This window comes from Streptomyces sp. NPDC051664 (genome assembly GCF_044453545.1).
Taxonomy (GTDB): domain Bacteria; phylum Actinomycetota; class Actinomycetes; order Streptomycetales; family Streptomycetaceae; genus Streptomyces.
Map to the genome: position 1 here is coordinate 147,803 of NZ_JBITCU010000010.1, position 11,724 is coordinate 159,526.

At 69.9% G+C, this 11,724-nt stretch carries 13 protein-coding genes and 1 pseudogene; 5 read left to right on the top strand and 9 right to left on the bottom strand.

The window, feature by feature from the left end:
* Window positions 1-8 precede the first annotated feature (8 nt).
* A complete protein-coding gene (locus tag ACIA8E_RS20495) occupies window positions 9-656 on the bottom strand; it encodes an HAD family hydrolase (RefSeq protein ID WP_399300028.1) in 648 nt (215 codons plus the stop codon).
* 71 nt (window positions 657-727) lie between these two features.
* On the opposite strand from ACIA8E_RS20495, the gene ACIA8E_RS20500 reads away from it, so the two are divergent.
* Both ACIA8E_RS20500 and ACIA8E_RS20505 read left to right on the top strand, forming a co-directional pair.
* Window positions 728-1,087 carry a hypothetical protein gene (locus tag ACIA8E_RS20500; RefSeq protein WP_399300033.1) on the top strand — a complete coding sequence of 120 codons (360 nt, stop codon included), beginning with the start codon at window positions 728-730 and terminating at the stop codon, window positions 1,085-1,087.
* A gap of 2 nt (window positions 1,088-1,089) precedes the next feature.
* Window positions 1,090-1,527, top strand: a complete 438-nt coding sequence (locus ACIA8E_RS20505) for a hypothetical protein (protein WP_399300036.1) — start codon at window positions 1,090-1,092, stop codon at window positions 1,525-1,527.
* Window positions 1,528-1,545: 18 nt separating this feature from the next.
* Here ACIA8E_RS20505 and ACIA8E_RS20510 read toward each other — a convergent pair whose 3' ends face one another.
* From ACIA8E_RS20510 to ACIA8E_RS20520, 3 genes are all read right to left on the bottom strand, one after another.
* Window positions 1,546-2,049 (bottom strand): GNAT family N-acetyltransferase, encoded by a 504-nt coding sequence (locus ACIA8E_RS20510; protein ID WP_399300039.1) that lies wholly within the window; start codon window positions 2,047-2,049, stop codon window positions 1,546-1,548.
* 47 nt (window positions 2,050-2,096) lie between these two features.
* Complete coding sequence (locus ACIA8E_RS20515) at window positions 2,097-2,642, bottom strand: sigma-70 family RNA polymerase sigma factor (protein ID WP_399300041.1); 546 nt, start codon at window positions 2,640-2,642, stop codon at window positions 2,097-2,099.
* Between the two features lie 99 nt (window positions 2,643-2,741).
* The gene (locus ACIA8E_RS20520) at window positions 2,742-3,917 is read right to left on the bottom strand and encodes a glycerophosphodiester phosphodiesterase (RefSeq protein ID WP_399300044.1); all 1,176 of its coding nucleotides are present in this window, start codon (window positions 3,915-3,917) and stop codon (window positions 2,742-2,744) included.
* A gap of 235 nt (window positions 3,918-4,152) precedes the next feature.
* Here ACIA8E_RS20520 and ACIA8E_RS20525 point away from each other — a divergent pair, with 235 nt between their 5' ends.
* Window positions 4,153-4,824 carry a lysophospholipid acyltransferase family protein gene (locus ACIA8E_RS20525; RefSeq protein WP_399300047.1) on the top strand — a complete coding sequence of 224 codons (672 nt, stop codon included), beginning with the start codon at window positions 4,153-4,155 and terminating at the stop codon, window positions 4,822-4,824.
* Between the two features lie 109 nt (window positions 4,825-4,933).
* Here the strand turns inward: ACIA8E_RS20525 and ACIA8E_RS20530 are convergent, their stop codons facing one another.
* From ACIA8E_RS20530 to ACIA8E_RS20545, 4 genes are all read right to left on the bottom strand, one after another.
* A complete protein-coding gene (locus ACIA8E_RS20530; RefSeq protein ID WP_399300050.1) occupies window positions 4,934-6,478 on the bottom strand; it encodes an MFS transporter in 1,545 nt (514 codons plus the stop codon).
* Window positions 6,475-7,026, bottom strand: a complete 552-nt coding sequence (locus ACIA8E_RS20535; protein ID WP_399300052.1) for a TetR/AcrR family transcriptional regulator — start codon at window positions 7,024-7,026, stop codon at window positions 6,475-6,477. The genes ACIA8E_RS20530 and ACIA8E_RS20535 overlap by 4 nt, the downstream gene beginning before the upstream one ends.
* 81 nt (window positions 7,027-7,107) lie before the next feature.
* The gene (locus ACIA8E_RS20540) at window positions 7,108-7,233 is read right to left on the bottom strand and encodes a hypothetical protein (RefSeq protein ID WP_399300055.1); all 126 of its coding nucleotides are present in this window, start codon (window positions 7,231-7,233) and stop codon (window positions 7,108-7,110) included.
* Between the two features lie 105 nt (window positions 7,234-7,338).
* A complete protein-coding gene (locus tag ACIA8E_RS20545; protein ID WP_399300058.1) occupies window positions 7,339-7,560 on the bottom strand; it encodes a hypothetical protein in 222 nt (73 codons plus the stop codon).
* A gap of 110 nt (window positions 7,561-7,670) precedes the next feature.
* On the opposite strand from ACIA8E_RS20545, the gene ACIA8E_RS20550 reads away from it, so the two are divergent.
* Together ACIA8E_RS20550 and helR are read left to right on the top strand one after the other, a co-directional pair.
* Window positions 7,671-8,912, top strand: coding sequence for a glycosyltransferase (locus tag ACIA8E_RS20550; RefSeq protein ID WP_399300061.1), 1,242 nt, complete (start codon window positions 7,671-7,673; stop codon window positions 8,910-8,912).
* A gap of 190 nt (window positions 8,913-9,102) precedes the next feature.
* Entirely contained in the window at window positions 9,103-11,274 is a 2,172-nt protein-coding gene (gene helR, locus ACIA8E_RS20555) for an RNA polymerase recycling motor ATPase HelR (RefSeq protein WP_399300064.1), read from the top strand.
* Window positions 11,275-11,288: 14 nt separating this feature from the next.
* On the opposite strand, the pseudogene ACIA8E_RS20560 reads toward helR, so the two are convergent.
* A pseudogene (locus tag ACIA8E_RS20560) lies at window positions 11,289-11,616 on the bottom strand (sigma factor); the annotation flags it as partial.
* Window positions 11,617-11,724 lie beyond the last annotated feature (108 nt).

An 11,724-nucleotide genomic window follows, 5' to 3' on the forward strand; every position in this document is an offset into this window, starting at 1 on the left:
CGCCCGGTTCAGTCCGCGGTGGAGATTTCCACTCCCGCGGCTGTGACCTGCACCGATATGGCGGAGAGATCAGTGACGACCGCGTCGGCGACCAGCTCCGCGCGTTCGTGCGTTGTGGCCAAGGCCACGGTCGTCATCCCGGCCGCCCGTCCGGCCCGCAGCCCGGCGGGTGCGTCCTCGAAGACCACGCAGCGGGCCGGGTCGACGCCGAGGCGACGGGCCGCGAGGAGGTACGGCTCGGGGTCCGGCTTGCCACGGGTGATGTCCTCGGCGGCGATCATCACCGGGAAGTCGATGCCTGCCTCACGCAGCCGCGCCTCGCCCAGCGGGCGGGTGGCGGAGGTGACGACGGCCCAGCGGTGCGCGGGCAGCGAACCGAGCAGCTCCTTGGTGCCGGGAAGCACCACGACGCCGCCGGGGACGTCCTCGACCTCCAGCTGTTCGATACGGGCCAGGGCCCCGTCGACCCGGTCCGGGGGCAGCAGCTGGGCGATGATCTCGACGGCCGTACGGCCGTGCAGTTCGATGCCGGAGAAGTCCTCCGCCGTGACGCCGTGCTCCTGAGCCCACCTGGTCCAGCAGCGGTGGACGGACTCGATGGAGGAGAGCAGCGTTCCGTCGTTGTCGAACAGCAGGGCCTCGGCGTGGATCTTCATGTTCGCCGACCCTAGCGCCCGGGTACGGGGGCGCACGCAGGGGGCCGTTCGGTCCGTAATACCCTCGGCTCATGCTTGACGTCCTGACGGTCGCGGTCTCCGTGACCGCGCTCGCCCTCGCCGCCTGGTGCGGTTTCGCCGCCTACCGGGACCAGCCGACCAAGGACTGGCACTTCATCGGAATGGCCGTGGTGTCGCTGCTGGCGCTGGCCCAGCTGGTGGTGGGGATCGTGCAGCTCGCCCGGGGGGAGCGGCCGGACAAGGGCATGACGATCTTCATCTGCTATCTGATCGGGGCGTTCGCCGCCGTGCCCGCGGCAGGTTTCCTGTCGCTGACCGAGCGGACCCGATGGGGTTCGGTGACGGTGGCGGCGGGCGCGGTCGTGCTGGCCGTTCTGCAAGTACGGCTCTACGACATCTGGGGAAGCTGACCGTGACCGAGACCGACACCACACCCGGTTCCGCATCCGGGCAGAAGGCCCGGTTCGAGCTGGGGACCGGCCCTGGCCGCGTACTCGTCTGGTTCTACGGGGTGTTCACCGTCGCCGCCGCCTCCCGCTCGATCGTCCAGATGATCCTGGACTTCGGCAGGGCGCCGCTCGCCTACGTGCTGTCGGCCGTCGCCGCCCTGGTGTACGGCTTCATCACGTACTCACTGGTCCGCGGGGGCGAGAAGGCGCGCAGGACGGCGCTGGTGTGCTGCGCCGCCGAGCTCGCGGGCGTCCTTCTCGTCGGTACGTGGACCCTGGTCGAGCCGTCGGCCTTCGCGGACGCCACCGTCTGGTCGTATCTGGGCCGGGACTACCTGTTCATCCCGGTGATCCTGCCGGTCACCGGGATGATCTGGCTGCGTCGCGCCAAGAACGCGTGACGTCCGCTTCGTTGCCGCTCAGGCGCTGGCGACGTAGGCCCGCGCGGCGGCGTCCTTCTCCAGCAGGATGAGCCGGATACCGTCCTGACCGGTGGTGTTGCCCACGGGTGCGTAACCCGCCCGCCGGTAGAGCCGCAGATTGGTCTCGCTGCGGTGCCCGGTCTGCAGCCGGAAGCGGGTGGCCGACTGCTCGTCCGCGAGCGCGGACTCGGCGGCCCGCAGCAGCCGGGCGCCGAGCCCGTGCCCCTGGAGCCGGGGGTGGACGCAGAGCTTGGCTATCTGCCCGATGCCGTCCGGATCGATGGATCCGCGTACCGCGCCGACGACTTCGTCCCCGAGTCGCGCCACGAACACCAGGTTCGCAGCCAGTTCGTCACGGACCGATTCGAGGGTCTGCACAAGCGGGTCGATCCGGTAGTTCCCGTACAGCTCCGCCTCGCTCTGAAAGCAGAGGTACTGGAGCTTCAAGATCTGTTCGGCGTCCTCTGTCGTCGCCGCCGAGATGATCACACTCATGCCCATGTGTGCATGCCTCCCGCTCACCTGATCCGCCGGTTGCCTAACAGCTCCTATCCCCGCAGTTCAGGGACGACAACCTCCACCGCGAGCATTCTGCGCAGACATCCAAGGCATCGGGAACGGATCGGACCCAAACTGCCTTGTGACATACCCAACTTCCCTGCGATCTCCCGGTATGTGGGGTCGCCCGGGGCGAGCATCGCGGCGAGCAGCCCGGCGCACCGCCCGGGGAGCCGGCCCACCGCGGCGTGCAGCGCCCTGCGTTCGTCGGCGCCGACCGCCAACCGCTCGGGGCAGCGGGCAGGGTCCGCGGTGGTCTCGTCGGCGTACGGACGTTCGCGCCGGGCGGTACGGCGGGCGCGGCGCACCTCCGCCCGTACGGTGGCGCGGACCCAGCGCGCCGGGTCCGTCGGCGGACACTGATCCGCGAGCAGCTCCAGCAGCCGCAGCCAGACAGCCTGTTCGAGATCGGCGGGTTCGACGGCCGCGCCCGCCGCCGCATCGCTCGCCTCGGCCGTCGCCTCGGCGCTGACGAGGGGGTACAGGGCGTGGACCACGGCCGCGGGAGCCTGGGCGGCGTCTGCGAGAAGCGTCATACCCCACCCGACGTGGACCGGCGGACGGCCGGTTGCCGTCCGCGGGACGCATCACCCGACCGGGGCATACCCGGCCGGGTGCTGACGTGGGCGGCGGTGTCAGTTCCCGGTGAAGTCGGCCGCGGCGAGCAGAGCCGTGTCCGGGTTGTCAGAGAAGATGCCGTCAATACCTGTCGCGAAGTACGTCTGGAACGCGCCGAATGCGTCGCCGTACGCGTTGGGGTCCGTACCGCGCCGGAAGTCGGCGGGCAGGAAGGTGTTCTCGTTGCGCATGGTGTACGGGTGCAGGATCAGGCCCTGCGCGTGCGCGTCCTTCACCAGGGTGGTCGGCGTGGCGAGCCGGCCCGACGCGTCCTTGGGGATGATCAGGTCCAGGGTGGGGCCGATGCCCTGCGCGAAGGACGCCAGCCACGTCAGCCCCGAGGGCTTCACGAGATCGTCGACGGTGCGCGGGTCACCGGTCGCCACGAAGTCCCAGGGCTTCGATCCCGCGCCGGTGAGCAGGACGACACGCGGGGTCGCGACGAGCTTCGACAGCCGCTGGATGCTGGTGGGCTCGAAGGACTGGAGGATGAGCGGCGACTGCTTGCGGTGGCGGTCGTAGCGGCGCAGCAGCTTGGCAAGCGGCTCCTCCAGGCCCAGGCCGAGGCCGCGGAAGTAGGTGGGGTGCTTCGTCTCGACGTACAGCCAGACCTGCTTCCCGCGCCTGCGGCCCTCACGGTCGGCCCACTGGAGCACCTCTTCGAAGGTGGGGACCTCCCAGCGGCCGTCGTAGAGCGTGTTCTTCTGACGGTTGCCGGGGATGCGCTCCTTGGCGCGGAGCGTCTTGAGCTCGGCGAGGGTGAAGTCCTCGGTGAACCAGCCGGTGAGCGGGACGCCGTCGACGGTCTTCGTCGTCCTGCGGCTCGCGAACTCGGGGTGGGCGGAGACATCGGTGGTGGCGGTTATGTCGTTCTCGTGACGGCAGACAAGGTGGCCGTCCTTGGTGGGCACCAGGTCCTGCTCGATGATGTGCGCACCCATGTCGAGTGCCAGCTGGTACGAGCCGAGGGTGTGCTCGGGGCGGTAGCCGCTGGTGCCGCGGTGCCCGATGACGGTCGGCACCGGCAGGTCCAGCCGGTGGCCGTGGCCGCCGGACCGTCCGTCGACGGACCCGGCCGTGTTCTCGGCGGCGTTCGCCGTGCCCGGCAGTCCGAGGGCGGCCGCGCCCAGGACGGCCGCTCCCGCTCCCAGGACGGTCCGCCGACCGGGGTTCGCCTGCGCACGCTCTGTCATGAGTACTCCCTCGCATGTGATGTGTGGCACCGTCGAGCGAGGCCCGATCGTAGGGAACTGCGCCATCCGTGCGGCAGCCCGTGGACGAACATGGCGGAAACACAGGTCAACACTGCGTATCCACTCGATGAACCCGATGTGCGATCAGCGAGTACCCGCGAGTATCGTCCTCACCTGCATATACCGTCACGATCCCGCGCCTCGGCCGGCCCTGGCCACTACACCGGAGGAACCGTTGTCCCGACACGCACTCATCAAGGCAGTGCTCGGACCGCTCTTGCGCCTGATGTTCCGCCCCCAGGTGGAAGGCGTGGCGAACATCCCCGGAGACGGTCCGGTGATCCTCGCGGGCAACCATCTGACGTTCATCGACTCGATGATCATGCCGATCTGCTGCGACCGGCCGGTGTTCTACATCGGCAAGGACGAGTACGTGACGGGCAAGGGGCTCAAGGGCCGCATGATGGCCTGGTTCTTCACCGGCTGCGGCATGATCCCGGTGGACCGGGACGGCGGACGTGGCGGTGTCGCGGCGCTGATGACGGGCCGTCGGGTGCTGGAGCAGGGCAAGGCGTTCGCCATCTACCCGGAGGGCACCCGCTCCCCCGACGGGCGGCTCTACCGGGGCCGTACGGGCATCGCACGGCTGACGCTGATGACGGGCGCGCCGGTGGTGCCGTTCGCGATGATCGGCACGGACAAGCTGCAGCCAGGTGGTGCGGGACTCCCCAGGCCCGGCAAGGTGACGGTCCGGTTCGGTGAGCCGATGGAGTTCTCCCGCTACGAGGGCATGGACCGCGACCGCTACGTGCTGCGGGCGGTGACGGACTCCGTGATGGCCGAGGTGATGCGGCTCTCCGGCCAGGAGTACGTGGACATGTATGCGACGAAGGCCAAGGCCGCCTGATCGGGCGGATCCGCAGAAAGTCCGAAAGGGCCCGTACCCCGCTTGGCGGTACGGGCCCTTTCGTATCTCACAACCACTCGTACGGCCGAAGGAGCGACAGCTCGCGGCTCTACGGATGCTCGATCTCCGCCTCCAGCGCCTGGCCGCGCAGCAGGAACCAGGCGGCGGCCGCCGTCGCGATCAGGACCACCGCGCCGATGCCCGCGGCGATGTGCAACCCGTCGACGAACGAGTCCTGTGCCGCCGAGACCAGTGCGTGCGCCTGCTCCGCCGGGAGGCCGTGGGCCATTTCGACGGCGCCGCCCAGGGATTCGTGGGCCGCCGCTGCGGCATCGGCCGGGACGCCGTGCGGGGTGACGAAGTCCTGGTAGACGCCGGTGACGATGGAGCCGAGCAGGGCGATGCCGAGGGCGGCGCCGAGTTCGTACGCCGTCTCGGAGACCGCGGACGCGGAGCCCGCGTGCTCCTTCGGGACACTGGAGAGGATCACGTCGGAGGTCACGGTGAAGGCGAAGCCCGCGCCGATGCCGACGACCAGCAGCAGAAGGCCGATCAGTGGATAGCCGGTCTCCTTGTGGACGAAGGTGACGGCGGCGAGCGCGACGCCGACTGCCGCGAGTCCGGCGGACACCACGAACCGGACCGTGAACCGGCGGGCGGTCCGACCGGCGATCAGACCGCAGGTCACCGCGCCGACGGCGGCCGGCAACTCGGCGAGTCCGGCCTCCAGCGGGCCGCGCCCCTGGACCAGTTGCAGGAACTGGGAGAGGAAGAAGACCAGCCCGGACAGGCCGAGGATGGTCAGCAGATCGGCGAGGACCGCGCCCGAGAAACCCCGGTGGTGGAACAGCCGCATGTCCAGCAGCGGATCCGGCAGCTTGAGCTGCCTGCGTACGAACCACCAGAGCGCGGCCGCACCGCCGATGCCGGCGACGGCGACCTCCCAGCTCGCCCCGTGCGCGGCCATCTCCTTGATGGCGTACACGACACCGATCATGCCGACCAGGGAGAGCGCGACACTCATCAGGTCCCAGGGGCCCGGCGCCGGGTTCTTCGACTCGGGGATCATCCGGACGCCGACGACCACGAGAACGGCCATGACCGGCAGGTTGATCAGGAAGACGGACCCCCACCAGAAGTGCTCCAGCAGGAACCCGCCGACGACCGGGCCGACGGCCGCGCCCGCGGAGGCCATGGCACCCCAGATGCCGATGGCCAGTGAGCGCTCGCGCGGGTCGTTGAAGAGATTGCGGATCAGGGCGAGGGTGGACGGCATCAAGGTGGCGCCCGCGACGCCGAGCAGCGCCCGCGCAAGGATCATCATCTCGGGGCTGTTCGCGTACGCGTTGAGCACGGAGACCGCGCCGAACGCGGTGGCGCCGGTCAGCAGCAGCTTCTTGCGGCCGATGCGGTCACCGAGGCTGCCCATGGAGACCAGGAGCCCGGCGATGACGAACGAATAGACGTCGCCGATCCAGAGCAGCTGGGTGCCGGTCGGCTCGAGGTCCTCGGTGAGGAACGGCGTCGCAAGGCCCAGGACCGTGGCGTCGATGGCCACCAGCAGCACCGCGAGGACGAGCACGGCCAGCGCGATCCACCGTCCGGGGCGGCGCAGCTCGTCCGAGGACTCCGCGTGCTGTTCGATGCTGGTCATTGCTCCACGCTCCGGCGTGCTCCGCCGAGCAACAACTCGACGATCATGTACTGGAAGTCCTGTCCGGCGACCCGGCCTGCCTGGACGGCCCAGGCGCCGGTGGAGACGAGCCCGTACAGGGCCTCGGTCAGCCAGGCGGGGGTCAGGTCGATCCGGAACTCACCGCGCTCCTGGCCGCGCCGGAAGAAGGCGGAGACCCGCGCGTCCAGCCGGTTCCAGCCCTCATTCACCTCGTCGCCCTCGAAGAGCTGGTTCTCGGTGACGAGGAAGGACAGCAGTCCGGCGCTCGGTTCGACAGCCGCGATCAGCCGGCGCAGCGCCTGCTCCGCGGGTCCTTCGTCGAGCGCGGCGGCGTCGAGGGCCGCTTCGAACTCCTGGATCCCCAGGTTCTCCAACGCTCTGACCAAGGCGTCCCGTCCGGCGAAGTGCCGGTGCAGGGTGGCGCGTCCGATACCCGCAGCCTTGGCGACCTCATCCATGGTGGCGGTCGATTTACGGGTCAGCAGAGCGGCGGCGCTGCGCAGCACCTGCTCACGGTCGACAGTCATGAGACAACTATAAACCAAATGAGACATCATCGTCTCATTCCTGGTCCGGGTTCTCCGGTGTGAAGCGCTGGTTGCCAGCACCTATCGGGCGCCGGGGCGGCTTCCCGTCACCGGAAAGGGCGAGATGCGGGTCAGCCGAGGCATCACGGTCGCGGCGGGCCTCAGCTCGATGCGTCGGCCGAGGTGTGCCAGGTCGATGGTCGTCATGCGAGCGACCCTAGGCTCCCGCAGGACCGACTCCGGCACGTCGTGACCGGGCGGGTCCGCGATTCACCGGTTCGCGCACCGTCGCGCGTCCGCGCGCCGACTGCTTCACGGCCCGGGCCGCAGGCATCCACCGGACGGGTGGGCGGACTCGGGCTGATCGTCGGCCGGCAGTGGCTCGAAGAAGGTGAAGAACTTCTCGTTCCGCGGCTGCATCCGTCGGCCCAGCAGAGATCCTCCTGGGCCGACGGTGCCGTACAAGGCGCGGCGCTTCTCGAGGAGGTCGTCCGTCCACAGCGGACGAGGAAGGGGGGAAAGGGGAGTACCCACTCCTTTCCACTCTCAACGTATAGCGCATGGGGGGCCTTGCGGCAAGACCCGGGTCATGCCGCAGAATCGGCGGCCGAAGCCAGAACCGACGGAATCGGGAGAGTCACGAAGTGCGTGTGTTGTTGTCTACGTATGGGTCGCGCGGGGACGTCGAACCACTGGTGGGACTCGCGGTGCAGTTGCGGGCACTCGGCGCGGAGGTGCGGGTGTGCGCGCCGCCGGACGAGGACTTCGCGCAGCGGCTGGCCGAAGTCGGCGTGCCGATGGTGCCCGTCGGCCAGTCGGCGCGCGCGCTGACGACTGCGTCGCCGCCGCCGTCGTCGGCGAATCTGCCCCGGCGCGCCGCCGAGTTGATCGCCAGTCAGTTCGCCGCGGTCACCGCGGCGGCCGAGGGATGTGATGTGCTGGTGGCGACCGGCGCGATGCCGGCCGCGGCCGGCGCGCGGTCGGTGGCCGAGAAACTGGGCATCCGATCCGTGCCCGTGACCTTCCAGCAGCTCACCCTGCCGTCGCCGCACCACCCGCCGCTGGCCTATCCGGGCCGGCCGTTCCCGCCGGACGTGACCGACAACCGGGTGCTGTGGGACCTGGACGTCCAGAACATCAATGCGCTGTTCGGTGAGGCGCTCAACGTCAACCGGGCGTCGATCGGCCTGCCCCCGGTGGGCAACGTCCGCGACTACGTCATCGGCGACCAGCCGTGGCTGGCGACGGACCCGGCCCTGGACCCGTGGCAGGAGACGCCGGACCTCGACGTGGTGCAGACCGGCGCGTGGATCCTGCCGGACGAACGCCCTCTCCCGGACGACCTGGAAGCGTTCCTGGAGGCCGGCGAACCACCGGTGTACGTGGGCTTCGGCAGCATGCCCATGCGCGCCTCGAAGGACATCGCGCAGGTTGCCGTCGAGGCCGTCCGGGCGCAGGGCCGTCGCGTACTCGCCTCCCGCGGCTGGGCCGACCTGGGCCTGATCGACGACCAGGACGACTGCTTCGTCGTCGGCGAGGTCAACCATCAGGCACTGTTCGGCCGGGTGGCCGCCGTCGTGCACCACGGCGGCGCGGGCACGACGACGACGGCCGCCCGGGCCGGCGCGCCTCAGGTGGTGGTACCCCAGCTGGCGGACCAGCCGTACTGGGCCCGCCGGGTGGCCGACCTGGGCATCGGCGCGGCACACGACGGTCCTGCCCCGACCACCGAGTCCCTGTCCGCCGCGCTCAGGACGGCCCTGACACCTGAGACCCACGCCCGAGCGAGGGCCGTGGCCGGCGCGATCCGCACCGACGGGGCGACGGTGGCCGCGAAGCTGCTGCTCGACGCGATCAGCCGAGAGAGGCCGCCGATGCCCGCGTGAACCACGCGGGATCACCGGGCCAGGACCCGGAACACAAGAACCTGCAGACCCTGACGCCCTCGACCGACAACGGCCACGGGGCCACGCCGGGCGGAGCGTTGCTCGTCATGTCCACCGGATTCGTCAGGCCGGTCCAGACGCCTTGCCGTACGCACATGGTCGCGAGCGACCTCAGATCGGAGCCGATTACGTGAACCCGCTGACCACCAGCGTGTTTGACCTTCCCGACCACCTTTCCCCCAAGGCCGACCCGACGCTGATCGCCGGTGACGAGCAGCACTTCGCGGCCCTCGCGGAGAGCCTTGAGCAGGCGATCACCGAACTGTCCGATCGCCTCGCCGCCGAGCGCAGGGCGCCCGGCGGCGTGGGCCGGCAGGCGATGGACCGGGACGCGGAGATCCACCGGCTGACCACTCGCCTGCGCGCACTGCGTCGCTTCGGCCTGGACCTGTGTCTCGGACACATGGTCGGCGCGGACAACCCCGAGCCGGTGTACGTCGGACGGCTCGGCCTTACGGACAGCGCGGGCCGCCGGCTGCTGCTCGACTGGCGCTCCCCCGCGGCCGAGCCGTTCTTCGGAGCCACCCACGCCAACCCGATGGGTCTGGCAAGCCGCCGCAGGTATCGCTGGACCCGCGGCCGGATCAGCGACTACTGGGACGAGGTCTTCACCTCGGACGGGTTCGCCGGGCACGCCGCGCTCGACGACCAGTCCGCCTTCATCGCGAGCCTGGGCAGCAACAGGTCGGCACGGATGCGAGACGTGCTCGGCACCATCCAGGCCGACCAGGACGCCATCATCCGTGCGGGATCCCGCGGCGCTCTCGTCGTCGACGGCGGCCCGGGTACGGGGAAGACCGTCGTCGCTCTGCACCGCTCCGCCTACCTCCTCTACTCCGACCCTCGCCTCGGTCACCGTCGGGGCGGTGTGCTGTTCGTCGGTCCGCACCGCCCCTATCTGGCCTACGTCTCCGACGTCCTCCCCAGCCTCGGCGAGGAGGGCGTGCAGACCTGCACCCTGCGGGACCTCGTCGCCGAGGGAGCCGCAGCAGCGGTCGAGGCAGACCCGGACGTGGCCACCCTGAAGTCGTCCGCGAACCTGGTGAAGGCGATCGAGACGACCGTCAGGTTCTACGAGGAGCCGCCCACCAAGGGGATGACGGTCACGACCCACTGGTCCGACATCTGGCTGAGCGCCGACGACTGGGCCGTGGCGTTCGAAGCGGCAGAACCCGGTACTCCGCACAACGAGGCGCGCGACCAGGTCTGGGAGGAGCTGCTCACGATCCTGGTGGACAAGCACGACGGCGACGTCTCGGCCGACCTGCTCCGCAAGTCGCTGCGGCAGAACAGGGAACTGCTCACGACCTTCGACCGCGCGTGGCCGCTGCTCGAAGCGGCTGACCTCGTCGGAGACCTGTGGTCGGTACCCGCCTATCTGCGGATGTGCGCCCCCTGGCTCAGCACCGATGACGTTCAGAAGCTGCAGCGCGGGGACGCCCAGGCCTGGACGGTGTCCGACCTGCCGCTCCTGGACGCGGCACGGCAGCGGCTCGGCGACCCGGAGGCGGCGCGGCGCGAGCGTCGGCACAAGGCCATCCTCACCGCCCAGCGCGAGCGCATGACCCAGGTCGTCGACAGCCTGATCGAGGCCGTGTCCAACTCCGGCGCCGACGGTGACGAGGGCGAAGGCCTGGTGACGATGCTGCGCGGCGAAGACGCCCAGGTCAGCCTGGTCGACGAGTCCGAACTGACCACCGTCGAACCGGACCTGCTCGCCGGCCCGTTCGCGCACATCGTGGTGGACGAGGCTCAGGAACTGACCGACGCGGAGTGGCAGATGCTGCTGGTCCGGTGCCCGTCCCGGAGCTTCACCATCGTCGGGGACCGTGCCCAGGCCAGGCACGGGTTCACGGAGTCGTGGCAGGAACGGCTCGAGCGGATCGGGCTCGACCGGATCAACCTGGCCTCCCTGAACATCAACTACCGGACGCCGGAAGAAGTCATGGCGGAAGCCGAGCCGGTCATCCGGGCCGTGCTCCCGGACGCCAACGTGCCGGCCTCCATCCGCAGCAGCGGCGTCCCCGTCGTACACGGATCCGTTTCGGATCTGAGCTCGAGCCTCGAGACCTGGATCGCCTCACATGCCGACGGGATCGCGTGCGTCATCGGCGATCCCGCGTTCCGGACGACATCATCCCGTGTCCGGTCGCTGACTCCGGAGCTGTCGAAGGGGCTCGAGTTCGATCTGGTCGTCCTCATCGACCCGGAGAGGTTCGGCAAGGGCATCGAAGGAGCGGTCGACCGCTATGTCGCGATGACTCGGGCGACCCAGCAACTCGTCATCCTCACGAGCTCCTGACGTCGGCCGGGCGGGGCGACCAGCGCCTGAAGTTCGGGGTCGCTTCCGGACTGCGGGCCGAGGACCGGCTCGGGGGCGTCGGCACTCGCCGGCTGCGTCTCCAGGGGTTCCTCGCACCGGGACCGGCGCGAGCGCAGTATGTCCAGGCAGACCCGGCCGACGACCGTGGTCAGCCGGCCGCTCAGGTTCTCGATCTGCCGGTCGTCGGAGCGGCTGAGCCGGATCCAGGCTTTGGACGGCGTCGTCCGCCTCGGTCTGCGAGCCGAGCATCCGGTAGGCCACGGCCTTCAGACGGGTCCGGTTCTCCTCGAAACGTTCCGCCAGAAACTCGTTCTCGTCCACACGCCCATTCCTCCGTCGTGTTCCGTCACTGCACTGACGGAGCGAACGAGAACGATGTGACACGCCGATGTCACACGGAATCCGGTGGTCAACGAACCGGGGCGCGCT